A 23,776-nucleotide genomic window follows, 5' to 3' on the forward strand; every position below is an offset into this window, starting at 1 on the left:
AGGCAGACCTGCGGGGGGTGCAGGGGGAAAGGCCACGGCGTCGCCGCCGGAGCCCGGCCGGACCGGGCCCTGGGCGCGACGCCGTGCGCCGTGCCGGGGTCCGTCGCGGAAACGCCGGGCGCGCCACCCGGGCGGGGCTGTCGGAAACTACCAGCCGATCCGGGTGGGGGCGTCGTAGCGGGGGCGGTCGGCCACCGGCTCCCACCAGCGGGACTCGGCCAGGCTCGGCCCCCATTGGCGCAGCAGCGTCTCCGCCCCGTCGTACGCGACGCAGAGCACCGCCAACACCCGCGCGGCGATCTCGGCGGCCTCGGTCCCGCCCGGCCCCCGGTGCCCCGGTCCGCCGCCCGGCACCGAGGTCGCCGCGACCACGGCCACCGCTTCGGCGGAGCGCAGCACGTCGGCCAGCGCCCGGGCCAGCGCCCGCCGGCTGCCCTCCACCCAGTCGGCGAGCGCGTCGGCGTAACCGGCGGTGGACTCCAGCCGCCCGATCAGGCTCTCCGGCCCCTCGTCGAGATGGCGCAGCAGGGCCGCCCGGGCCTGCCCGTGGGCCGACGCTGCCGGACCGGACCAGAGCACCGGATCGGCCAGCGCGGCGGAGGCGTCGTCGTAGCCCCGGACGAGCCGGCGCGCCGCGTGGCCGGCGCCCGCCAGCGGCGCCGGGTGCAGGTCGAGGAAGTTCCGGACCGCCTCGCCGGGGAGCACCTGCATCCGGCGCAGCAGCGGCCAGACGCGGTGGCCCTCGGGCGCCCCGGCGGCGAGCAGCGTGTCGACCCGGCCCAGCAGGTCGAGCCCGGGCTCGGCGAGCCGGTCCAGCGTGTCCATCACGCCTCCCCGGTCAGCCGGTGTCGGGCGGCGCGGTCGGCGTCGGCGTAGTGGTCGGCGGCGGCCCGCACCGCCGCCGCCGCGACCGCCAGCCGCTGCGCCACGGCGTGCGCCTCCCGGGCCCGGTCGCCGGTGGCCGCGATCCACTGCCGGTGCAGGGCCCGCCCGATCTCGCCGGGCCGGCCGGGGGCGTCGGCGCCGAACGCGGCCTGCGGCGGGTCGCCGGCGGTGACCGTGCGGGACACGGCCGTCATGGTCTCGCTCGCCTGGTCGAGCCGGGCGGCGAGGGCGTGCAGGGTGTCCATGTCAGGCTCCCGCCAGCGGACGGTAGGCGGCGAAGGTCTCGTTGTGCAGCTTCTCCCGGGCCCACTGGGCTGCATCCGCCGCCGCGGTGACCGCGGCCTGCACCGAGCCGGCGACGTCCCGGGGGCTGCGGGTGTGCAGCGGGCCGAGGAACCGGACGTCGGTGATCCGCCCGCCGGCGGTGACCACCACCTCGACCAGCCCGTCGGGCGACCGGACGGTGACCTCGACGGTCGCCACCGCCCGGTCGAACTCGGCCTGGAGGGACTCGATCCGGCGGTAACGCCGCACCGCCTCCTCGATCCAGGCCTCGTCGATCTCCCCCCGCGACATCGGCGGACTCCTCCCGGACAGGTCATCACTGAGCGTGCCGCCACCGTCACGGCACACCGGACCGTACCGCACAGCAATTGCGGCTGTCGATGCCTGTGGACAACCGTCGCGCCGGCGGAATCCGGCCCGGTGCCGAACGGGCGGGTCAGCCCTTCCAGAGCGCGAGCATCATCGCCTCGACGGCGATCCGGGGCTTGACGTTCGCCTCGATCGCCGCCCGGCACTCCAGCACCGCCTCCAGGCGGCGCAGCGCCCCCTCGGCGTCCCACTTCTGCGCGCCCGCCCCGGCCAGCGCGGCGGTGTCGGTGTGCACCGGCGCCACGGGGGCGCGCAGCGCCATGGTGAGCGCGTCCCGGTAGAAGCCGGCCAGGTCGACCAGGGCGCGGTCGAGCGCGTCCCGCTGCGCCCGGGTGGCCCGCGACTTCTGCCGCTTCTCCAGGTCCTTGAGCTGGCCGGCGGCGCCCCGGATCGCGCCGGCCGCGCCCCGCCCGGTGCCGCCGGCGCCGAGCGCCGTCTCCAGCGCCGCCCGCTCGGTCGCGTCGGTCTCCGCCACCGACGCCGCCGCCTCCGCCTCCGCCGCCTCGATGAGCGCCGACGCCGCGTCGAACGCGGCCCCCACGCCGGTCAGCCGGCGCGGCACCGCGAGCACCGCCTCCCGGCGGGTGCGCGCCTCCGGGTCGCGGGCCAGGCGGCGGGCCCGGCCCACGTGCCCCTGCGCGGCCGCCGCCGCCCACTGCGCCACGTCGGGCGCCACGCCGTCCCGGCGGGCCAGCACCTCGGCCACCGCCTCGGCCGCCGGCTGCCGCAGCGGTACGACCCGGCAGCGCGACCGGATGGTCACCGAGATGTCGTCCGGGTGGGTGGACGGGGCACAGAGCAGGAAGACCGTACGCGGCGGCGGCTCCTCGATGGCCTTGAGCAGCGCGTTGCCGGCGGCCTCCGTGAGCCGGTCCGCGTCCTCGATGACCACCACCTGCCACCGCCCGCCCGACGGGGTGCTGGCGGCGCGCAGCACCAGCGCCCGCATCTCGTTGACGCCGATGGAGAGCCCCTCCGGCACCACCAGCCGGACGTCGGCGTGCGTGCCGGCCATGGTGGTGTGGCAGCCGGGGCACTGGCCGCAGCCGGTGCCGTACGTGCACTGCAGGGCGGCGGCGAAGGCCCGGGCGGCCACCGACCGGCCCGACCCGGGCGGCCCGGTGAAGATCCAGGCGTGCGTCATCCCTGCCCCGGGATCGGCGGCGGCACCCGCCCCCGCGCCCCCGGCGCCCGCGCCCTCGGCCTCCTCGGCGAGCGCGTCGAACTCGTCCCCGGCGGCGTCGGTCGTGGGCGGGACGGCGGCGCGCAGCACGGCCGCCGCCGAGGCGGCGGCGCGGCGCAGCGTGTCGACCGCCTCGTCCTGCCCGACCAGGTCGGCGAAGACGTCCGGCATCAGGTCCGATGCTCCATCGTCACCAGCTCCGATTCGGATAACTCCGGCTGCACCGAGGTGTCCGGCCCCTGGGCGGGGCGCGGGTGCACGATGCCGCCCGGGGTGCCCAGCATCTCCTCGACCCGCCGGGCCACCTGCTCGGCGATCTCCTCGACCGGGCGGGACGCGTCGAGCACCAGGTAGCGCTTCGGGTCGGCGGCGGCGAGGTCGAGGAAGGCGTACCGGACCCGCTCGTGGAAGGCGACCGACTCGGCCTCCACGTGGTCGGCCGCCTCGGCGCGGGACGCCACCCGGGACAGGCCGGTGTGCGGGTCGACGTCGAGCAGCACCACGAGGTCGGGCTTGAGCCCGCCGGTGGCCCAGGAGGACAGCCAGGAGACCTCGTCGACGGGGAGCGTCCGCCCCGCGCCCTGGTACGCCAGGGACGAGTCGACGTACCGGTCGCTGATCACCACCGCGCCGCGGACGAGCGCCGGCCGGACGACGGTGGCCACGTGGTGCGCCCGGTCGGCGGCGTAGAGCAGCGCCTCGGCGCGCGGCGACGGCACGTCGGACCCGGGCGCGCCGAGCAGCAGCGACCGGATCCGCTCGCCGACGGCGGTGGCGCCCGGCTCGCGGGTGACCACCACGTCGCGCCCCTGCCCGCCCAGCCGCTCGGCGAGCGCGGCGAGCTGGGTGGACTTGCCGGCGCCCTCGCCGCCCTCGAAGACCACGAAGAGGCCGGCGGAGACGAACAGCTCGGCGGGCATCAACGGGCGGCCCCGGACGGAGCCCCAGAGGTCGGCCAGGACGGGGACGCCCTTCTTGTCGTCCATCTGCCCGAACGCGCTGATCCCGGCGAAGATGCCGGCGGCGCCGGCGGCGAGCAGCAGCAGTCGGGTGGACGAGATCGAGACGCCCAGGTCGGCCAGTTCCAGCCGACGCGAGCCGCCGACGCCGGCGAGCAGGCTGCTGAGGCCGATCGCGAGGATCAGCACCAGCCGGGTGCCGATCTGCACCACCGCGAAGACCCGGCCCCGCACCTCGTCGGCGATCTCCCCGCCGAGCAGGGTCGTGCCGGAGAGGAACGCCATCCCGGCGCCCGCGCCGACCAGGACCGCGCCGACCATCGCCATCGACAGGTGGATGGCGAAGGCCAGGGCCATCACCGACGCGCTGGCCAGCACGATGCTCATGCCGAACCAGCGCCGCCGGGACATGTCCTTGACGATCATCGGGCCGAGCCCGATGCCGAGCGCGAGGCCGACGAAGATGGCGCCGAAGAGCAGGTAGAAGGCGGCGTCGCCGGCGCCGAGCGAGGTGGCGAAGAACTTCGCCGTGCCGATCACGATGCCGCCGCCGGCGAACGCGCCGAAGATGCCGAGCACCAGGCCGCGGACCAGCGGGGTCTGGCCGATGTAGCGCCAGCCCTCCTTGAACTGGCGCAGCATGCTCTGCTCGCCGCCGCTCCGCTCCGCGACCTGCCCCTGGCTGATCTCCTTGATGCCGTACGCCACCACCAGCGCGGTGGCCAGCCGGGAGAACGCGTTGAACCAGAGCGCCAGATCGGCCGGCTCCGCCCAGTTGGGCGTCGAGCCCCCGGTCGCCGCCCGCACGATGCCGTCGAGCGCGGCGAGGATCAGCGCGGCCAGGACCGGCGTGAGGCCGTACGTGGTGATCAGCGTGAGCTGGTTGGCGGCCTCCAACCGGGCGCGCGGGATCAGGTTGGGGACCGCGGCCTCCTTGGCCGGGATCCACAGCAGCGTGAGCGACTCGATCAGGAAGGTGGCGATCGCCGCCCAGGCGACCACCGCCCCGCCGGGGGCGCCGAGCAGCGCGGCCATCGGGATCGAGGCGAAGAGCAGGAACCGCAGGATGTCGCAGATGACCATCGTCCAGCGCCGGTCGAACCGGTCGGCGAGCACGCCGGCGACCGGACCGAGCACCAGCGCCGGCAGCAGCCGGATGGCGATGACGCCACCGAACGCGGCGCCCTGGGCAGTGCTCCCCTCGACCTGGGAGGCGGCGAAGACCGACGTGGCGAGCAGGCCGAACCAGTCGCCGAACGACGCCGCGCCGAGCACGATCCAGAGCCGGCGGAACGGCGTGATGCGCAGCACCGACCGGATGCCGGCGTAGCCGGACAGGTCGGCAACGGGCTGGTCGGCGGTGCCGCCGGGCTTGTTCGATGACGACGACACGCCGGGCGACTCGCCGTTGAACTGGCTTTCGATGGCCGTACCTCCACGTGCCGGCCCATCGCTGGGCAGTCCCGGTGGAACACTCTAGACCCGGTGGGGAACCTTCCCCGCCGCGACATTCTCCTGCTCGCCGAGCCTAGGCCGCCGCGGCCACCGCCGTCAGCCCGGACAGACGCGAGGGTATTTCGCATTCACTCCCAGACAGTTAGCGTGCAGACGTGGCCACCGAAAGCGACAGACTCCGTGAGCGGCTCGACCGGGCGACCGCGCACCTCGACCCGCCGTACGCCGTGGTCGACCTCGCCACCTTCGACGGCAACGCCGCCGCGCTGGCCGGCCGCGCCGGTGGCAAGCCGATCCGCGTCGCCAGCAAGTCGGTCCGCGCCCGGGAGCTGATCGGCCGGGCGCTGGGGCGGCCGGGCTGGCACGGCGTGATGGCCTTCACCCTGCCCGAGGCGATCTGGCTGGTCCGCGCCGGCGTGACCGACAACGCGCTGGTGGCGTACCCCACCGTCGACCGGGGAGCGCTCGCCGAGCTCGCCGCCGACCCGGCGCTCGCCGCCGCCGTCACGCTGATGGTCGACGGCACCGACCAGCTCGACCTCGTCGACGCCGTGCGGGCTCCCGGCGGGCGTCCCGAGCTGCGGGTCTGCCTCGACCTGGACGCCTCCTGGCGACCGCTCGGCGGGCGGGTGCACATCGGGGTGCGCCGCTCGCCGGTGCACAGCGCCCGGGCGGCCGGCGCGCTCGCCGCCACCGTCGCGGGCCGCGCCGGCTTCCGGCTCGTCGGGCTGATGTCGTACGAGGCGCAGATCGCCGGCCTCGGGGACGCGCCGCCCGGGCGGGCGGTGCTCGGCTCCGCGATCCGGCTGGCCCAGCGCGGGTCGTACCGCGAGTTGCTGGCCCGCCGGGCCGCGGCGGTGGCCGCCGTACGCGAACACGCCGACCTGGAGTTCGTCAACGGCGGCGGCACCGGCAGCCTGGCCGCGACCAGCGCCGATCCCGCGGTCACCGAGGTCACCGCGGGATCGGGCCTGTACGGGCCGACGCTGTTCGACGCCTACCGCGCCTGGCGCCCCACCCCGGCGGCGTTCTTCGCCTGCGCGGTGGTCCGCCGCCCGGCGCCCGGCCTGGCCACCGTGCTCGGCGGCGGCTGGGTCGCCTCCGGCCCGGCGGAGGACAGCCGGCTGCCCCGCCCGTGGCTGCCCGGCGGGCTGAAACTGGTCGGCACCGAGGGGGCCGGCGAGGTGCAGACCCCGCTGGCCGGCACGGCGGCCGCCACCCTGCGGGTCGGCGACCGGGTCTGGTTCCGGCACGCGAAGGCCGGCGAGCTGTGCGAGCACGTCAACGAGCTGCACCTGGTCGAGGGAAATGCGGTCGTGGCCACCGTGCCCACCTACCGGGGCGAGGGCCACGCCTTCCTCTGAGACTCACCGACCCGGCGCACCCCGGGCCGTTCTGCCGCTTTCCGCCGCCCGGCGCACCCGGGCCGTCGCGCCCTGTCCACCGGCCGGCGCACCCCGGCCGTTCCGTCTTTTCCGCACCTGTCGCCCGGCGCACCCCGGGTACGTCCTACGCACCGTGTCGTCCCGCACCCCGCTTCGCGCCCGGCGCACCCCGGGCCTTCGCGTCCGGTCCCGCCACCCACGCACCCGGGCCGGCGGTCCGGGGTCAGCCCGGCCGGCGGACCGGGGTCAGCCGGGCTGGCCGGCGTCGGCCGGGGCGTCGACCTGTCGGTGCAGGTACTCCCGGATCAGCGCCTTCGCCTCGGCCAGCACCCGCTCGTCACCCTCCGGCTGCCGACGGAACGCCAGCTTGATCAGCGCGTCGGCCGTCTCCACGGCGATCTCCAGGTGGAACCGGAGGTCGGGGACGTCGGTCAGGCCGAAGCGCTCGCCGAGCACGCGGGCCAACTGGTCCGCGATCACCCCGTTGTTGTCCCGCTGCTCATCGAGCAGGTGCAGGTCGACCACGTCGCCGAAGTGCAGGGTACGGAATCCCGGGACGGTGCGTTGCATCGTGATGTACTCGTCGATCCCCGCGTCGACCCCGTCCCACCAGTAGGTCAGGTCGTCGGTGGCGAAACGCTCGTCGAGCCGCTGGAGGTAGGACTCCATCGTGCGCAGGGTGAGCGCCTGCACGATCGCCCGTTTGTCCGGAAAGAACTGGTACACCGACCCGATCGCCACCTCGGCACGCTCGGCGAGCAGGGTCGTGGTGAGCCCCTCGTACCCCACCTCGTCGACGAGTTCGGCACAGGCGTCCAGCATCCGCTGGACCCGAGCGACACTTCGACCCTGCACCGGTACGCGGCGCAGCGGCCCGGCTGTGGCGGCTGGTGTGGACACTCGGCGCCACCCCCCTTCGACGGATGAACATATCTGCACGTCACGAGTTCGTGACTACCAGTACAACGAGCAAGACTCGATTGCGGTATTTACCTGCGACAACGTTCCTGATATGAAGTCAGTTCACATTCATGTCGAGGAGTGTGCATGGCCGGCACCGCAGCGTCCACCGCCGCCTGGTCCAACTGGGCCGGCAACCAGCGCGCCACCGCCACCGCCATCCTGCGCCCCACCTCTCTCTCCGACGTCACCGATGCCATACGCGCCGCCGCGACGGCCGGAGACCGGATCCGGGTGGTCGGCAGCGGCCACTCCTTCACCGGCGTCGCGGTCGCCGACGGACGGCGGATGGAACTGACCGCACTGGACACCGGCGTACGCGTCGACGTCGACCGCCGACTGGTCACCGTACCGGCCGGGATCACCCTGTGCGCGCTCAACGACCTGCTCGCCGCGCACGGTCTCGCGCTGCCCAACCTCGGCGACATCGACGCGCAGACGATCGCCGGGGCGATCTCCACCGGCACCCACGGCACCGGTGCCGCGTACGGCTGCCTGTCGACGTTCGTCGAGGCGCTCACCCTCGTCACCGGCACCGGCGAGGTGCTGCGCTGCTCCGCCGACGAGAACCCCGACGTCTTCGCCGCCGCCCGGGTCTCCCTGGGCGCCCTGGGCGTGCTGGTCGAGGTCACCCTGCGCTGCGTGGACGCCTTCGTGCTGCACGCGCACGAGCGGCCGGCGCCGCTGGACGCCGTGCTGGCCGACCTGCCGGCGCTGGTCGAGGGGCACGACCACGCGGAGTTCTACTGGTTCCCGTACACCGACCGGGTGCAGGTCAAGACCAACGACCGGGTGCCCGTCGACGACCGGCCGCTGCCCCGGTGGCGCGGGTGGCTGGACGACGACTTCCTGTCCAACACCGTCTTCGAGGGCGCCTGCCGGCTCGGCCGCGCCGTGCCGGCGCTCGCGCCGAGGATCAGCGCGGTCTCCGCGCGGGCGCTCACCGAACGCCGCTACACGGGCCGCTCCGACAAGGTTTTCTGCACCCCGCGCCGGGTCCGCTTCGTGGAGATGGAGTACGGGCTGCCGCGCGAGGCGCTCGGCGAGGCGCTCGGCGCGCTCCGCCGGATCGTGGACGGCCTGCCCTTCAAGGTGCTCTTCCCCGTGGAGGTGCGGTTCAGCGCCGCCGACGACATCTGGCTCTCCCACGGGTACGGGCGCGAGTCGGCGTACGTGGCGATCCACCAGTACGTCGGCATGCCGTACGAGCCGTACTTCCGCGCGTTCGAGCAGGTCGCGGAGGGGTTGGGCGGTCGTCCGCACTGGGGCAAGCTGCACTGGCGGGACGCGGGGTCGCTGGCCCCCGCGTACCCCCGCTTCCCGGACTTCCTGGCAGAACGCGACCGCCTGGACCCCGACCGTCTCTTCACCAACCCACACCTCACCCGAATCCTCGGCTGAGGTGGCGGGTCAGTCGGCGGTGGTGGTGGCCTTCCGGGGCGCCGCCTTCTTGGCCGGGGCCTTCTTCGCCGGGGTGGCCTTGGCCGTCGTCGTGCTCTTGGCGGCCGTGGACTTCGTCGCCGCGGCCGTCTTCTTCGCCGCCGTCGCCTTCGTCGCCGCGGCCTTCTTGGCGGGCGCCTTCTTCGCGGCGGCCTTCTTCTTCGGCGCCGGGCCCTTCGCGCGCTTCTCGGCGAGCATCTCGGAGGCTTCCTCGATGCTCAGCGCCTCCGGGGTCTGGCCCCGGCGCAGCGACGCGTTGGTCTCCCCGTCCGTGACGTACGGGCCGAACCGACCGTCCTTGATGACCAGCGGCTTCTCGGTCAGCGGGTCGGCGCCCATCTCCCGCAGGGGCGGCGCGGCGGCCCGCCGCTGGCGGGTCTTCGGGGCGGCCAGCAGGGCCAGCGCCTCGTCCAGCGTGACGCTGAACATCTTGTCCTCGGAGTCCAGCGAGCGGAACTCGTCGCCGCGCTTGACGTACGGGCCGTAGCGGCCGTTGTTCGCGAAGACCTCGACACCGTCCGGGGCCACGCCGACCAGCCGGGGCAGGCTGAGCAGCTTCAGCGCCTCGTCGAGGGTCAGCGAGTCCGGCGACTGCGAGCGCAGCAGCGACGACTTGCGCTCACCGCTGGCCACGTACGGGCCGAAGCGGCCCGACTTGAGCAGGATCGGCTCGCCGGTGGCCGGGTCGTCGCCGAGCTTCCGCTCGCCCCCGCCCCCGAGGAACAGCTCGTGCACCTTCTCCGGGGTCAGCTCGTCCGGCGCCAGCCCCTCGGGGATCGGCGCCCGGTCGCCCTGGCCGCCGCCCTCCTCGCCCTCCGCGGCGGGCGCCGGCTGCTCGCCCGGCACCGCCCGCTGGAGGTACGGGCCGTAGCGGCCGACCCGGACGACGACCTCGCGGCCGTCGTCGTCGGTGAACAGCGGGATCGAGTTGACGCTGCGCGCGTCGATCTCGCTGAGGTTCTCGGTGACCAGCTTCTTCAGGCCGCCGGAGCGGGCGATGTCCCGGTCGCCGGCGCCGTTGGCGCTGCCGAAGTAGAACGCGGTGAGGAAGTCGACCGCCGCGTGGTCGCCGCCGGCGATCTCGTCCAGCTCGTTCTCCATGCTGGCCGTGAAGTCGTAGTCGACCAGGCGCGGGTAGTGCCGCTCCAGCAGGCCGATCACGGCGAACGCCAGGAATGACGGGATCATCGCCTGGCCGCGCTTGAAGACGTACCCACGGTCCTGGATGGTCTGCATGATCGACGCGTACGTCGAGGGACGGCCGATGCCCAGCTCTTCGAGGGCCTTGACCAGCGACGCCTCGGTGTAGCGCGACGGTGGCTGGGTGTGGTGACCCTGCGCGGCCAGCTCGTCGGCGGTGAGCGGCTGGTCCTTGACGAGGGTGGGCAGCCGGCGCTCGGCGTCCTCGGCCTCGGCGTTCTCGTCGTCGCTCGACTCGACGTACGCGCGCAGGAAGCCCGGGTCGGTGATGGTCTTGCCGGTGGCGCCGAAGTCGGCCTCCTCCTGCGCGGAGGAGACGGCGCGGATGCGCACCGAGACGCTGGAGCCGACGGCGTCGGTCATCTGCGAGGCGATGGTGCGCCGCCAGATCAGCTCGTAGAGCTTGAACTCCTCGGCCGACAGCTCCTTGGCCACGTCGCCCGGGGTGCGGAAGTTGTCCCCCGCGGGGCGGATCGCCTCGTGCGCCTCCTGCGCGTTCTTCACCTTGCCGGTGTAACGGCGCGGCTCCGGCGGCACGCTGCGCTCGCCGTACAGCTCGACGATCTGCCGGCGGGCCGCCGCGATGGCGGTCTCCGACAGGTTCACCGAGTCGGTACGCATGTAGGTGATGTAGCCGTTCTCGTAGAGGCGCTGCGCGGTGCGCATCGTCTGCTGCGACGAGAACCGCAGCTTGCGGGCCGCCTCCTGCTGGAGGGTGGAGGTGATGAACGGCGCGTACGGGCGACGCCGGTAGGGCTTCTCCTCGACGCGGGTGACGGTGAACGGCCGGCCCTCCAGGCGGGCCGCGAGCCCCCGGGCCCCGCCCTCGTCCAGGTGCACCACCCCGGCGCCGGGCTTCACGCGGCCCGTGGTCGGCTCGAAGTCCTTGCCGGTGGCGATGCGGTCGCCGTTCAGCGCGACCAGGGTGGCGTTGAAGTTGCGCGGCCCCTCGCCGGCGTTCGCCACGGCGAGGGTGGCCAGGATGTCCCAGTATTCCGCCGTGCGGAAGGCCATCCGCTGCCGTTCCCGCTCCACCACGATCCGGGTCGCCACGGACTGCACCCGGCCCGCCGAGAGCTTCGGCATGACCTTCTTCCACAGCACCGGGGAGACCTCGTAGCCGTAGAGCCGGTCGAGGATGCGCCGGGCCTCCTGGGCGTCGACCAGGTCCCGGTCGATCTCGCGGGGGTTGGCCACCGCCGCCTGGATCGCCGGCTTGGTGATCTCGTGGAAGACCATCCGCTTGACCGGCACCTTGGGCTTGAGGGTCTCCACCAGGTGCCAGGCGATCGCCTCGCCCTCGCGGTCCTCGTCCGTCGCCAGGAAGATCTCGTCGACCTCCTTGGCCAGCTTCACCAGCTTGCTGATCTGCTGCTTGCGGTCGGCGGAGACCACGTAGAGGGCGTGGAAGCCGTTGTCGACGTCCACCCCGAGCCGCGCCCACGGCTCGCCCTTGTACTTCGCCGGCACGTCGGCGGCGTTGCGTGGGAGGTCCCGGACGTGGCCGAAGCTGGCCTCCACGACGTATCCCGGGCCGAGGTAGCCCGAGATCGTCTTGGCCTTCGCCGGTGACTCGACGATGACCAGACGGGTGGTTCCAGCGTTGCTCGGCACGTTTCTCCCCGACCTCACTCCTGCTCGCAGCCGCGCGGTGCCCGGTTCGGGCCCGCTTCCGACCCGCCGACCCCCGGCGGCCCGGACGTCCAACGTAACGCGCCGCCCGCGTTTCGGGTTTCGCGGGCGGCAAACCGCCCCCGGCGGGGCGGCACCTTCTCTCCGGCGGCGCTGGCGGTGCCGGACGGCGCCACCGTACACCGTGCGTGTGCCGGGAGGCGGGACACTGTGACGATGGCGGGCCGTCGGTCGACGCGCCACCCGGCCGTTTTCCTGCGGATTTCCGCGTCCGGCTGTCCCGGATCGGACACCGGCGGAGCGGGGGCGGGCCGGGTCAGGGGTGGCCGGGCCAGGCCGTCGGCGGGGCGGCGGGCGGCGGGTCCCCGACCAGCTCGGCCAGGCGGGCGAGCCGGCGGCGGCCGGCGATCCGGTACGCCGGGCCGCCGTCGGCCGGCCCCAGGAGGGCCCCGGACAGGCCGACCGCGGCGAGCGCCCCGCCGACCGGCTCCCAGCACTCCTCGTCGGCCACGCCGAGCCGGAGCAGGTAGCCGGGCGGCTCGGCCACCCCCGCCGCGGCGAGCCAGAGCCGCAGCCGCCGGCCGTTGAGGTGGAACCCGGCGGGCGGACGCTTGCCGGAGCCGCGCAGCCAGGCCACCGCGAGCGGCTTCAGGGTGCGGGCGTACGAGGTGCGCACCGCGTGCCGCCCGTCGGCGGTCGCCTCCCAGGTGGCCGCCACCCCGCGCAGCGCCAGCTCGGCGGCGAGCACGTGCACGCGCCAGGCGGCGTCCACCACCACGGAGAGGCGGGCCGTCCCGCCCATCCGGACCACCTCGCCCGGACCGGCGAGCAGCCCGGCGAGGTCGGCGAGGGACGGGTCCGCCGCCTCGGCGGCGAAGAACGGCAGTTGCCGGGCGGAGTCGTCGACGTCGCCCGGCGGGGGCGGGGCGGCCCGGCGGGGCGCCGGCGCCATCCGGTCCGGCTCGGGCGCCGGGAACAGCGCGGGCGGCGTCAGGCCGTCCGACTCGCCGGTCCCGCTCAGCGACACTCCGGCACCTCGTCGAAGGCCCGTTTCAACTCCTCCGAGTTGAGCCGGCTGGTGTCGAGCGCGCTGGCGTCGTACTCCTTGTTCAGCGTGTCCACGGCGGCTCGGACGCCGTCGTAGAAGGCGGCGGGCTGCCCGGTGCTCAGCCCGTCGATGGTGTCGCGGGCCCGGCCGTACGCGTCGCGCATCTTCTCCAGGGACGCGCGGAACCCGGCGGAGACCTCCGCACCGTGCTCGGCCTCCGGGACGCCGGCCTGCTCGACCTTGCGCCGGGCGGTCTCGCTGGCCTGCTCCGCGCCGCCGAAGAGCCGCACCAGGTTCTCCTTCGCCTGCGCCGGGGTGGTCTGGGCGGTCATCTGCTGGTCGGTGCTGCTGGTCAGCTTGCTGATCTCGGCCCGCCACGGCGTGAGCGCCGAGCAGACCGACGCCGCCCACGCCTGCGGGCTGGGGCCGCCACCGCAGCCAGCGGCCACGAGGACGAGCGTGGCCAGGACCACCGTGAGCTTTCCGGCGGTTGTCGCCCGGCACGTGCGCATGCGAAGCAGCGTACGACCTGTGTCGAGCCGGGGCACCGCTCAGGTTTGCCGCGGCGGCCCGGACGGTCCCCGGCCGACCACGCGGGCCGACCGGGGACCGGGATGCCGGACGGGATCAGGCGTTGACCGTCTCCGGTCGCTGGTCCGGGCTGCCCGTGCCGGTGCCGGCACCGGAGTCGGACATCGCCACGCCCTTGCGCTTGCTGAACACCACCGCCGCGACGACGATCAGCGTCGCCACCACGGCGATGCCGACCCGCAGGGCGGTGTTCTTCTCGTCGCCCACGCTCCAGGCCACCACGGCCGGCGCGATCAGCAGCGAGACCAGGTTCATCACCTTGATCAGCGGGTTGATCGCCGGGCCGGCGGTGTCCTTGAACGGGTCGCCGACGGTGTCGCCGATGACGGTCGCGGCGTGCGACTCGGAGCCCTTGCCGCCGTACGCGCCGTCCTCGACGAGCTTCTTCGCGTTGTCCCAGGCGCCGCCCGAGTTGGCCAGGAAGACCGCCATCAGCGTGCCGGCCCCGATCGCCCCGGCCAGGTACGCCGCGAGCGCGCCCGGCCCGAGGCCGAAGCCGACCGCGATCGGGGCGAGGATGGCGAGCAGGCCGGGGGTCATCAGCTCGCGCTGCGCGTCCCGCGTGCAGATGTCGACGACCTTGCCGTACTCGGGGCGCTGGGTGCGGTCCATGATCCCGGGCAGCTCGCGGAACTGCCGGCGGACCTCCATCACGACCGCGCCGGCCGAGCGGGAGACCGCGTTGATGGCCAGCCCGGAGAAGAGGAAGACCACCGCCGCGCCGATGATCAGGCCGACCAGGTTGCGCGGGTTCGCCACGTTCAGCGAATTGAGGATCTCGGCGCCGACGTCGCCCACCCCCGCATCGGAGTACGCGGTGCGCAGCGTGTCGGTGTAGGAGCCGAAGAGCGCCGTCGCGGCGAGCACGGCCGTGGCGATCGCGATGCCCTTGGTGATCGCCTTGGTGGTGTTGCCGACCGCGTCCAGCTCGGTCAGCGTCCGGGCGCCGTGCTCGTCGATGTCGCCGGACATCTCCGCCACGCCCTGGGCGTTGTCGGAGATCGGGCCGAACGTGTCCATCGCGACGATCACGCCGACCGTGGTGAGCAGGCCGGTGCCGGCCAGCGCCACGGCGAACAGCGAGAGCGTGATGGAGCTGCCGCCGAGCAGGAACGCGCCGAACACGCCGGCACCGATCAGCAGCGCCGAGTAGACCGCCGACTCCAGGCCGACGCTGATGCCGGCGAGGATGACGGTGGCGGGGCCGGTCTGGGAACTCTTGCCGATGTCCTGCACCGGGCGCCGGTCGGTCTCGGTGAAGTAGCCGGTCAGCGCCTGGATCGCGGCGGCCAGCACGATGCCGATGACGACCGCGCCGATGGCGACGACCCGCGGGTTCTCGTCGACGTCGGTGAGCCCGCCCTCCAGCTCGGCGAAGGTGGCCGGCAGGTACGCGTACGTGGCGACGGCGACCAGCACCGCGGACAGCAGCGCCGAGATGTAGAAGGCCCGGTTGATCGCGGTCAGGCCGCTGCGGTCCGAGGCGCGCAGCCGGGTGATGAAGACGCCGACGATCGCGATGAGCACGCCGATGGTGGAGATGATCAGCGGGAAGACCAGGCCCTGCTCGCCGAAGGCGGCGCGACCGAGGATCAGCGCGGCGACCAGGGTCACGGCGTACGACTCGAACAGGTCGGCGGCCATGCCGGCGCAGTCGCCGACGTTGTCGCCCACGTTGTCGGCGATGGTGGCGGCGTTGCGCGGGTCGTCCTCGGGAATGCCCTGCTCGACCTTGCCGACCAGGTCGGCGCCCACGTCGGCGGCCTTGGTGAAGATGCCGCCGCCGACCCGCATGAACATGGCGAGCAGCGCGGCGCCGAAGCCGAAGCCCTCCAGCACGGTCGGCGCGTCGCCCCGGAAGAAGAGCACGACCAGCGCGGCGCCGAAGAGGCCGAGCCCGACGGTGAGGAAGCCGACGACGCCGCCGGTACGGAAGGCGATCTTCATGGCGCCCTCGCGGCCGCCCTGCCGTTCCCGGGCGGCGGCGGCGACCCGCAGGTTGGCCCGGGTGGCCAGCCACATGCCGGCGCCGCCGATGAACGCGCTGAACAGCGCGCCGACGACGAAGAAGGCGGAGCGCCCGATCTTCACCGCCGTCTCGTTGCCGTCGGTGTCGTGCACCGGCAGCAGGAAGAGCAGCACCACGGCGATGACCACGAAGATCGCCAGGGTGCGGAACTGCCGGAGCAGGTAGGCCGAGGCGCCCTCCTGGACCGCGCCGGAGATCTCCTGCATGTTGGTGGTGCCCTTGCCGGCGGCCAGGACGGCCTTCGTCAGTGCGGCGGCGAAGGCGAGCGCCACCAGCGCGATCACCGCGGCGATGACGACGTACGTGACATTGTTTCCGGTGAGGGAGATCCCGCCGCCCTCGGCGGCCAAGGTGTCGGACATCTGTGTCCTCCTGTACCGAACGCTCGCGCCGGCCGGTGGAGACGCACCGACCCGGCGCCTGGATGCGGATTCGCAAGCGCGCCAACCCACCCCGGCGGACCAGCGATGACACCGTTCCCGCTGGTTGCGGGATGCGATCACTTGCTGACAACCCGCGTACTGTAGCCCTCCGCAGTGTCGGAGGTCACACCGAGGGGGCACCCTGTCTCGATGATCTTCGTCGCTGTGTTATGAGGAAAAATCTGATATAGGAGTCCGTCCATGACAAGGAGGCCGCGTCCCTTCGCGGGACGCGGCCTGACGGCGTGCGACGCCCTCTGCCGGAGGGCGGTGGAGCAGCGGCGCGACCCCTCGCCGGGGCCGGGGCGGATCAGCTTCAGCGGCCCACGGGCCAGACCATCCGCACCTCGGTGCCGATGCCCTCGTCGACCGGGCGGACCTGGAGGTCCTCGACGAAGCCGGCGAGCAGCGCGAAGCCGACGCCGGTGGTGAGGTCGTCCTCGTTCAACGACTCGTTGGCGAGCTGGTCGGCGTCCAGCGCGGCCAGGCCGAGGCCGGCCTCGATCGGCGCGCGGTCGACGACCCGCACCGCGTACGCCCCGCTGTCGGACATCTCGACGAGCACCGGGTCGGGCACGCCGTACTGCCGGTGCAGGGCGACCGCGCGCGTGCACGCCTCGCCGATGGCGAGGCGCACCTCGTCGAGCAGGTCCTCGCGGACCCCGGCGCGCCGGGCGACCGCCACACCGACCAGGCGCGCGGTGCGCACGTGCACCGGGGCCGGCGAGAAGGAGAGCCGGACCGTGGCCATCACGCGCCAGCGCCGGCCGGGCCCGCGCCGATCGCCGCGTCGACCGTGGGATGCAACGGGAAGACCTGGTCGAGCGCGGTGATCCGGAAGATCTTGAGCAGCGGCTCCTTGTCGCAGACCAACGCGAACGAACCGCCGACCGAGCGCAGCCGCTTGAGCGCGCCCACCAGCACGCCCAGGCCGGTGGAGTCGAGGAAGTCCACCCGGCCGAGGTCGACCACGACGTGGCGGGCACCGCCGTCGATCAGTTCGAGGAGCCGTTCCCGCAGCCGGGGGGCGGTGTAGACGTCCACCTCACCGCCGACCTCAAGCACTGTGTGCTCGCCCACGGTGCGGGTCGCCAGCGACAGCTCCATCGGTCCTCCCTCGCAAGAGCCGTAAACTCTCCTGGGCATCTAACCATCCCCGCCGGATACGGCTCTGCTCACCGGCGAAGGCATCCCCATACCCCGCTTTTCATCTGCGAACACCAGTGCGAGAGTGCAGGACGTGACCTCCGACAGCTTCAGCTCGGCGCGTCTGACGCCGCGCGACGACCTGAAGCCGTCGTCCGACAGCTCCGGCTCGACGCCCCCGACGCCGCGCGACGACCTGAAGCCGTCGTCCGACAGCTCCGGCTCGACGCCCCCGACGCCGCGCGACGACCTGAAGCCGTCGTCCGCAGCCACCGTATCCGCAGGCGCCGGCCCCGGGCGATCGCCGGCCGACCTGCTGGGCCGGCTGCGCGCCCGCAACGGCGTCGATCCGGTCACCCACGTCGAACGGGTCCCGGCCCGGGCCGGGACGCCCGCCCCGTGGCCGGGCTGGGCGCCGGAGGAGCTGCGCGCGGCGTTCGCCCGGCGCGGCGTGGTCGCGCCCTGGCGGCATCAGGCCGAGGCCGCCACCCTGGCGTACGACGGCCAGCACGTGGTGGTCGCCACCGGCACCGCGTCCGGCAAGTCCCTGGCCTACCAGCTCCCCGCGCTGGCCACCCTGCTCGCCGACCCCCGGGCCACCGTGCTCTACCTGGCGCCGACGAAGGCGCTCGCCGCCGACCAGTTGCGCGCCGTCGCCGCGCTGGAGCTGGAGGGCGTACGCCCCGCCTGCTACGACGGCGACACCCCGCGTGCCGAGCGGGAGTGGATCCGGCGGCACTCGCGGTTCGTGCTGACCAACCCGGACATGCTGCACCACGGCATCCTGCCCGGCCACGCCCAGTGGTCCGGGTTCCTGCGCCGGCTCGCGTACGTGGTGATCGACGAGTGCCACACCTACCGGGGAGTCTTCGGCTCGCACGTCGCGCACGTGCTGCGCCGACTGCGTAGGCAGTGCGCCCGGTTTGGGCGTACCCCCGTCTTCGTGCTGGCCTCGGCGACCTCCGGTGACCCGGCGGCGGCGGCCGGGCGGCTCACCGGGCTGCCCGTCGCCGCCGTCACCGAGGACACCTCGCCGCGCGGCGGGGTGACCTTCGCGCTCTGGGAGCCGCCGCTGCTGCCGCCGGACTCCCACGCGGACCAGCAGGCGGACCTGACCCAGGTCCGCCGGTCGGCGCTGCGGGAGACGGCCGACCTGCTCACCGACACGGTCGCCGAGGGGGTACGCACACTGGCCTTCGTGCGCTCCCGGCGCGGCGCCGAGGTGGTCGCCGCGAACGCCCGCCGCGCCCTCGACGAGGCGGTACCCGGCCTCGGCGACCGGGTGGCCGCCTACCGGGCCGGCTACCTGCGCGAGGAGCGACGCGAACTGGAACGCGCGCTGCTGCACGGCGACCTGCTCGGGCTGGCCTCGACCAACGCGCTGGAGCTGGGCGTCGACCTGATCGGGCTCGACGCGGTGCTGATCTGCGGTTACCCGGGCACGCGGGCCTCGCTGTGGCAGCAGGCCGGCCGGGCCGGGCGCTCCGGGCAGGAGGCGCTCGCCGTGCTGGTCGCCCGGGACGACCCGCTCGACACCTATCTGGTGCACCACCCGGAGGCGCTGTTCGGCCGGCCGGTGGAGGCGACCGTGCTCGACCCCGCCAACCCGTACGTGCTGGCCCCGCAGCTCGCCTGCGCGGCGGTCGAGGCGCCGCTGACCCCGGCTGACCTTGAACTCTTCGGCGACGGAGCCAAGGAGGCGGTGGACCAGCTCGTGGCGGCGGGGGCGCTGCGACAGCGGCCGACCGGCTGGTACTGGCGGCACCGGGAACGGCCGGAGGTGGACCTGCGCGGCGAGGGCGGCGCGCCGGTCTGCGTGGTGGAGGCGGCGACCGGGCGGCTGCTCGGCACCGTCGACGGCGGCTCGTCGCACTTCCTGCTCCACCCCGGCGCGGTCTACCTGCACCAGGGCCTCTCGTACGTGGTCGACTCGCTCGACCTGGCCGACGGGTGCGCGCTGGTGCACCCCGAGGAGCCGGACTGGTCCACCCACGCCCGGGACGTCACGTCGCTGTCGGTGGTGTCGGTCCGCTCGTACGTGGACGCCGGGCCCGTCGGCCTCTTCCTCGGCGAGGTCGACGTGACCAGCCAGGTGGTGTCGTACCAGCGACGACGGATCGCCTCCGGCGAGGTCATCGACACCCGCCCGCTGGACCTACCGGCCCGGGAACTGCGCACCGTGGCGGTCTGGTTCACCCTGTCGCCGCAGTCTCTGGCGGCCGCCGGCGTGGAGCCGGCAGACGTGCCGGGCGCGCTGCACGCCGCCGAGCACGCCGCGATCGGGCTGCTGCCGCTCACCGCCACCTGCGACCGCTGGGACATCGGCGGGCTCTCCACCGCCGTGCACCCGGACACCGAGGCGCCGACCGTCTTCGTCTACGACGGGCACCCCGGCGGGGCGGGGTTCGCGGAGCGCGCCTACGGCACGGCCGCGGCCTGGCTGCGGGCCACCCGGGACGCGATCGCGGAGTGCGGCTGCGAGGCGGGCTGCCCGTCCTGCGTGCAGTCCCCGAAGTGCGGCAACGGCAACAACCCGCTCTCGAAGCCGGACGCGGTGAAGGTGCTGGACGTGGTGCTCGCCAACCTGCCCGACGGCGTACCGGCGCCCCGCCGGTCCGGGGAGGCCGGTGGCGCCCCGGGTCCTCGCGCCGCTGCTCCGGGTGACGCTGCCGTCCGGGACTGACCAGCCCGCCGCGCGCTGCCGTCCGGAACTGACCAGCCCGCCGCGCGCTGCCGTCCCACGGGAGGCGGATTCCGGCGGCGCGATCCGGCGGCGCGATCTAGCGGCGGCTTCGGGTGGTGGGCTCGGGTGGTGGGTTCCGGCGACGGGTTCGGGGTGGCGAAGGCGCGGGTGACGACGGGGGCCGCTCGCTACCTGAGGGCCGGCGCGACGGTTGAGCCTGTGCGACACTCCGGCCCACCCCTCGAAGGAGATCCCATGCAGCCCGACACCTTGCAGTCCCAGCAGCAGTTCCACATCCGGCAGCGGATCCGGATGATGGTCAACCAGTACGAGGTCCATGCCGTCGCACCGGACGGCTCCGAAGGCGGGATGCTGGCGTTCGCCCAGCAGAAGCGGCTCGCCTTCAAGGAGCAGGTGACGATCTACACCGACGACTCGAAGCAGCAGCCGCTGCTCGGCTTCAAGGCCCGCCAGCGCCTCGACATCGGCGCCACGTACGACGTGACCGACCACGCCGGCAACCCGATCGGCCTGTTCCGCAAGGACTTCGCCCAGTCGCTGCTCCGTTCCACGTGGCACGTGGAGCAGGCCGGCCTGCCGCAGATCACCGGCCAGGAACGCAGCATGCCGGTGGCGCTGCTGCGGCGCTTCGTCGACTCGCTGTCCTGGCTGCCGTACCACTTCGACTTCGTCGCCGGCGGCCAGCCCGTCTTCTCGGTGATCAAGCAGTGGGGCCTGCGCGACCGGTACGTCGTCCAGGTACAGCACCCGCAGATCGACCGCCGACTCGTGATCGCGATGGCCATCGCCCTCGACGCCCTCCAGGCACGCTGACCCGCCCGGCCCGGGGGTACGCCTGGCGGCGCTCGACGGCGACGTGAGGCGCCGGATCACGGCGGCGGCGAAGCGCCCGATCACGGCGACGGGAAGCGGTGGATCACGGCGACGGCGAGGCGCCCGATCACGGCGGCGAGGCGGCGTTCCCGCCCCCGGCCCGGCTCCTTGCCGCCTGGCCGGGCGACCTGGCCTCTGACCAACCCCTCTCCTGGTCAGCCCCCCTCCTCGTCAGCCCGGACCGGTCCGGCGCGGGCGGTCGCCGTGGCGGCCCGCGCCAGGCCGGGCAGCGGGGCGACGGCCACCTCCGCGGTCACCAGGAGGTCGAGGCCGTCGAGCCGGCAGTCCAGCAATGAGCCGCCGTTGGCGGCGGCGATCTCGGCTGCCCGACCGCACGCCGCCGTTTCGCCACTGAGGGCCTGCCCGGCACCGGCAAGCGCGCCGAAGTCCGCCGCGACCCGGGCCCGCTGCCGGGCGGTCTGGGCGGCACCGACGGCCGCCCCGAACAGGCCGACCAGGACGAACACCAGCCCGACCGCGAGCAGGCAGACCGTCGCTCCGCCACGCTCCCCGCCGGTTCCTCCGGGGCGAGGCACTGACGGGCTGGTCACGGTCGGCCCGGTCACGGTCGGCCCGGTCACGGTCGGCCCGGTCACGGTCGGCCCGGTCACGGTCGGCCCGCCGGGACGCCGGGTTCCACCGCCGCGACCGCGGTCGCGGTCACGGTGATCCTGGGCAGCCGCGTACCGAGTGCGCGTACGGGCCCTCGGACGGTGGCGGTGACCCGCTGACCGTCGACCGTGACCGTGACCTCGGCGCCCGCCGGGGCCGCCCGGCCGGCGGCGGCCACCCCGTCCTCGCCCCGGGAGGCGGCGAGCGCCGCCTCCCGGGCCGCGTGCAGGCAGCCCGCCCTCGTGCCGACGGCGTTCACCGCGGTCAGCCCGGTGAGCAGGAGCAGCAGTAGCGCCGGCAGGCCGGCCGCCAGTTCGGCGGTGAAGGAACCCCGGTCGCGGCCGGCCGACCGGCGCCAGCTCACTTGAGCGCCCGGTCGATGACGGCGGTCAACGCGGACTGCACGTTGCCGGAGGTCAGCACCTTCAGCAGGATCCCGGCGAAAGCGACGGCGGCGAGCGTGCCGACGGCGTACTCCGCTGTGTTCATCCCGGCGTCCCCATGCAGGCGGGCGAGAAGTTTGCGCACGTGTGTTTGTCCTTTCTGGAGGGTTGGTCAGAGCACGTCGCCGAGAACGGCGACGATCACCGGCACCAGGCCGGCGAGAATGAAGGCCGGCAGGAAGCAGAGCCCCAGCGGCAGCACGATGAGGACGCCGGCGCGGCGGGCGGCCGCCTCGGCAGCCGTGGACCGGTCGGCGCGCAGGTCGTCGGCGAGCCGGGTCAGCGCGCCGGCCAGCGCCCCGCCGCTGTTCGAGGAGCGGCGGACGGCAGCCGTCAGCCGCTCGGCGCCCGGCACCGACGCGAGCGGCTCCCATGCCTCCTCGGGGCCGCCGCCGAGCCGCAGCAACCGGCCCACCCGGGCGAGCCGGTCGGCGAGGGGCCCGTCGAGCGCGTCCGCCACGGCCAGGACGGACCTGTCCACCGGCGCCCCCGCCCGCATCGCCGCCGCGAGAAGGTCAGCGGCGAGCGGGAGGTCGGCGGCCTCCCGCAGCCGCCGCCTGCGTACGGCCGGCGGCTCGATCCGGCGCAGCGAACGGTCGAGCAGCAGCGCCGCCGGCGCGGCTGTCAGCAACCCGGGCCAGCCGCCGACCACGACGGCCACGGCCAGACCACCCAGCCCGGCGGCGAGCCGGATCGCATCCGGCCGGCGCCGGGACCGGGCACCCTCCGGCGCCTCGTCGCCGGTCCCGGGCGCCACCGGTCGGTCAACCGAGCCGGCCGGACGTACGCCGGGCGGCGCCCCGCGCAGGGCGCGCAGGCGGCGCAGAGGCCGCCGGCCGGCGAGGAACGCGACGGCGAGCAGGGCCACCGCCGCCAGGCAGCCCGCGACCAGCGCCGCCCGGGGCATCAGCTCGCCCGCCCCGGTGTTGCGCCGAGCCGCTCGGCCCAGAACAGGCCCGCGACCTGGAGGGCGACGGCGGCGACCGCGCACGCACCGCCGACGGAGGTGTGCAGCAGCACCGCCACGGGGTCGACGCCGATGCCGTAGCCGAGCCCGATGCCGCCGAGCGGCAGAGCGGCGAGCAGCAACGCGGTGGCGCGCGCCCCGGCAGCCTGGGCGTCCGCGGCGGCCAGTCCCCGGTCGGTGGAGCGGGCGTCGGCCTCGATGCGCTCCAGCAGCTCGGCCAGCGGCGCGCCCGTCCGGTCGGCGAGACGTACGGCCGCCCGCGCCAGCCGCTCCAGCCGGTCCGGGCCGTTGCCGGCGGCTCGCCGGGGCGGCTTGAGCAGCGTGTCCGATCCGACGTCGAAGGCCCGCCCGTCGCCGGGCACCGCGCCCTCCCGACCTGTCCCGGCGGGGATTCCGGGCCGTCCGAGGGTGAGCTGCTCGGCGGCGACCGGCACCGGCAGGCCGGCCCGCAGATCGGCGGCCAGCCCGCAGAGTTCGTCCAGCCGACGTCGCCGGGCACGGTCCGCCAGCTGGCCGGACTGCCGTCGGAGCAGCGCGCGGGCGGCCAGCGTGCCGTAGGCGCCGACGGCCACCGCCGCCACCGGCCCGGCCAGCAGCAGTCCGGCCGCGACGCCGGCCAGCCCCACCAGCAGCAGGGTGCGCCTCGGTGACGTGGTCAGCACGCCCGACCAGTCTCGCCGTCCCGTACCCGCAGGACGGGCCGCCCGTACGTCAGGTCGACGGATGGGTGCAGCGGTCGGAGCCGGCGCGCCGACAGGACGTCGCGCGTCCCGCCGGGTGGGTGGTCGGGCGGGTCCCGGCGGTCGGGACGGGCCGGGATGACCACCGGCGGGCCACGGCCAGGACGGCAGGTCCGCGACGTCCCGCGGCGGCCACTGCGCCGCGCCGCCCGCTCCGCGCCCGCTCGGAGGCACCCGGCGGACCGAGGCGGCCTGGGCGACGGCCGGCAGGCGCGCCGGCGCGGTCACCTCGGACAGCTCACCCGGCTGCCGGCCGGTCGGCACCGCCACAGCGGCCGGGCCGGGAAACGTCTCGGTGGGACGGTCCGGCGGGACGGAGCGGAGATCCGGCTCCGACGTCCGGCGCAGCTCGGTGATCCAGTGGACGAGCGGATCGTCCGCCCCGGTCGACGCGTTCCCTCGTGCCTCGCTCACGAGGGCGCGCCGCCTGCTCCGAAGGCCGCCCACC

21 protein-coding genes and 1 pseudogene are annotated in these 23,776 nt (G+C 74.7%); 4 read left to right on the plus strand and 18 right to left on the minus strand.

Annotation, left to right across the window (positions count from 1 at the left end; translation table 11 throughout):
* Positions 1 to 147: 147 nt before the first annotated feature.
* The 5 genes from ABT006_RS01305 to tmk all read right to left on the minus strand — a co-directional run bounded on the left by ABT006_RS01305 (position 148) and on the right by tmk (position 4,992).
* Positions 148 to 825 carry a hypothetical protein gene (locus ABT006_RS01305; RefSeq protein WP_350701799.1) on the minus strand — a complete coding sequence of 226 codons (678 nt, stop codon included), beginning with the start codon at positions 823 to 825 and terminating at the stop codon, positions 148 to 150.
* Positions 825 to 1,130 (minus strand): hypothetical protein, encoded by a 306-nt coding sequence (locus ABT006_RS01310; RefSeq protein ID WP_350701801.1) that lies wholly within the window; start codon positions 1,128 to 1,130, stop codon positions 825 to 827. Before ABT006_RS01310 ends, ABT006_RS01305 begins: the two co-directional genes overlap by 1 nt.
* 1 nt (position 1,131) lies before the next feature.
* A complete protein-coding gene (locus tag ABT006_RS01315) occupies positions 1,132 to 1,461 on the minus strand; it encodes a YbaB/EbfC family nucleoid-associated protein (RefSeq protein WP_350701802.1) in 330 nt (109 codons plus the stop codon).
* A gap of 145 nt (positions 1,462 to 1,606) precedes the next feature.
* Positions 1,607 to 2,893 carry a DNA polymerase III subunit delta' gene (locus tag ABT006_RS01320; RefSeq protein ID WP_350701803.1) on the minus strand — a complete coding sequence of 429 codons (1,287 nt, stop codon included), beginning with the start codon at positions 2,891 to 2,893 and terminating at the stop codon, positions 1,607 to 1,609.
* Positions 2,893 to 4,992, minus strand: a complete 2,100-nt coding sequence (tmk, locus tag ABT006_RS01325) for a dTMP kinase (protein ID WP_350702668.1) — start codon at positions 4,990 to 4,992, stop codon at positions 2,893 to 2,895. The genes ABT006_RS01320 and tmk overlap by 1 nt, the downstream gene beginning before the upstream one ends.
* A gap of 299 nt (positions 4,993 to 5,291) precedes the next feature.
* Here tmk and ABT006_RS01330 point away from each other — a divergent pair, with 299 nt between their 5' ends.
* On the plus strand, positions 5,292 to 6,500 hold the full coding sequence (locus ABT006_RS01330; protein WP_350701805.1) for an alanine racemase: 1,209 nt from the start codon (positions 5,292 to 5,294) through the stop codon (positions 6,498 to 6,500).
* Between the two features lie 267 nt (positions 6,501 to 6,767).
* On the opposite strand, the gene ABT006_RS01335 is transcribed toward ABT006_RS01330, so the two are convergent.
* Positions 6,768 to 7,343, minus strand: a complete 576-nt coding sequence (locus ABT006_RS01335; RefSeq protein WP_350701807.1) for a TetR/AcrR family transcriptional regulator — start codon at positions 7,341 to 7,343, stop codon at positions 6,768 to 6,770.
* Positions 7,344 to 7,568: 225 nt separating this feature from the next.
* Between ABT006_RS01335 and ABT006_RS01340 the strand changes: the two genes are divergently transcribed.
* Positions 7,569 to 8,882, plus strand: a complete 1,314-nt coding sequence (locus ABT006_RS01340; RefSeq protein WP_350701808.1) for a D-arabinono-1,4-lactone oxidase — start codon at positions 7,569 to 7,571, stop codon at positions 8,880 to 8,882.
* 9 nt (positions 8,883 to 8,891) lie between these two features.
* On the opposite strand, the gene topA is transcribed toward ABT006_RS01340, so the two are convergent.
* The 6 genes from topA to ABT006_RS01370 all read right to left on the minus strand — a co-directional run bounded on the left by topA (position 8,892) and on the right by ABT006_RS01370 (position 16,950).
* Positions 8,892 to 11,735 (minus strand): type I DNA topoisomerase, encoded by a 2,844-nt coding sequence (gene topA, locus ABT006_RS01345; RefSeq protein WP_350701810.1) that lies wholly within the window; start codon positions 11,733 to 11,735, stop codon positions 8,892 to 8,894.
* A gap of 334 nt (positions 11,736 to 12,069) precedes the next feature.
* Positions 12,070 to 12,774: a hypothetical protein gene (locus tag ABT006_RS01350; protein WP_502890842.1), complete on the minus strand. Its 705-nt coding sequence runs from the start codon at positions 12,772 to 12,774 to the stop codon at positions 12,070 to 12,072.
* Positions 12,771 to 13,313, minus strand: coding sequence for a hypothetical protein (locus ABT006_RS01355; protein ID WP_350701811.1), 543 nt, complete (start codon positions 13,311 to 13,313; stop codon positions 12,771 to 12,773). The genes ABT006_RS01350 and ABT006_RS01355 overlap by 4 nt, the downstream gene beginning before the upstream one ends.
* Before the next feature lie 115 nt (positions 13,314 to 13,428).
* Positions 13,429 to 15,783, minus strand: coding sequence for a sodium-translocating pyrophosphatase (locus ABT006_RS01360; protein ID WP_350701813.1), 2,355 nt, complete (start codon positions 15,781 to 15,783; stop codon positions 13,429 to 13,431).
* 376 nt (positions 15,784 to 16,159) lie between these two features.
* The gene (locus tag ABT006_RS01365) at positions 16,160 to 16,594 is read right to left on the minus strand and encodes an ATP-binding protein (RefSeq protein WP_350684273.1); all 435 of its coding nucleotides are present in this window, start codon (positions 16,592 to 16,594) and stop codon (positions 16,160 to 16,162) included.
* Positions 16,594 to 16,950, minus strand: coding sequence for an anti-sigma factor antagonist (locus tag ABT006_RS01370; protein ID WP_350701814.1), 357 nt, complete (start codon positions 16,948 to 16,950; stop codon positions 16,594 to 16,596). Before ABT006_RS01370 ends, ABT006_RS01365 begins: the two co-directional genes overlap by 1 nt.
* Positions 16,951 to 17,185: 235 nt before the next feature.
* Here ABT006_RS01370 and ABT006_RS01375 point away from each other — a divergent pair, with 235 nt between their 5' ends.
* Entirely contained in the window at positions 17,186 to 19,672 is a 2,487-nt protein-coding gene (locus ABT006_RS01375) for a DEAD/DEAH box helicase (protein WP_502890843.1), read from the plus strand.
* Between the two features lie 255 nt (positions 19,673 to 19,927).
* Complete coding sequence (locus ABT006_RS01380) at positions 19,928 to 20,506, plus strand: LURP-one-related family protein (protein ID WP_350701815.1); 579 nt, start codon at positions 19,928 to 19,930, stop codon at positions 20,504 to 20,506.
* Positions 20,507 to 20,586: 80 nt separating this feature from the next.
* Here the strand turns inward: ABT006_RS01380 and ABT006_RS01385 are convergent, their stop codons facing one another.
* The 6 genes and pseudogenes from ABT006_RS01385 to ABT006_RS01410 all read right to left on the minus strand — a co-directional run.
* Positions 20,587 to 20,709 carry a hypothetical protein gene (locus ABT006_RS01385; protein WP_350701817.1) on the minus strand — a complete coding sequence of 41 codons (123 nt, stop codon included), beginning with the start codon at positions 20,707 to 20,709 and terminating at the stop codon, positions 20,587 to 20,589.
* Positions 20,710 to 20,721: 12 nt separating this feature from the next.
* The gene (locus ABT006_RS01390) at positions 20,722 to 21,132 is read right to left on the minus strand and encodes an Rv3654c family TadE-like protein (RefSeq protein ID WP_350702674.1); all 411 of its coding nucleotides are present in this window, start codon (positions 21,130 to 21,132) and stop codon (positions 20,722 to 20,724) included.
* A 41-nt stretch (positions 21,133 to 21,173) separates the two neighbouring features.
* Positions 21,174 to 21,542 (minus strand): TadE family type IV pilus minor pilin, encoded by a 369-nt coding sequence (locus ABT006_RS01395; RefSeq protein WP_350701819.1) that lies wholly within the window; start codon positions 21,540 to 21,542, stop codon positions 21,174 to 21,176.
* The gene (locus tag ABT006_RS01400; protein WP_208418639.1) at positions 21,539 to 21,667 is read right to left on the minus strand and encodes a DUF4244 domain-containing protein; all 129 of its coding nucleotides are present in this window, start codon (positions 21,665 to 21,667) and stop codon (positions 21,539 to 21,541) included. The genes ABT006_RS01395 and ABT006_RS01400 overlap by 4 nt, the downstream gene beginning before the upstream one ends.
* 66 nt (positions 21,668 to 21,733) lie before the next feature.
* Positions 21,734 to 22,528 carry a type II secretion system F family protein gene (locus tag ABT006_RS01405; RefSeq protein ID WP_466022276.1) on the minus strand — a complete coding sequence of 265 codons (795 nt, stop codon included), beginning with the start codon at positions 22,526 to 22,528 and terminating at the stop codon, positions 21,734 to 21,736.
* Positions 22,528 to 23,091: pseudogene (locus ABT006_RS01410) on the minus strand (hypothetical protein); the annotation flags it as partial. The gene ABT006_RS01405 and the pseudogene ABT006_RS01410, both read right to left, overlap by 1 nt.
* Positions 23,092 to 23,776 lie beyond the last annotated feature (685 nt).

Origin of the sequence: Micromonospora sp. NPDC002717 (assembly GCF_040295705.1) — a bacterium.
Lineage (GTDB): Bacteria > Actinomycetota > Actinomycetes > Mycobacteriales > Micromonosporaceae > Micromonospora.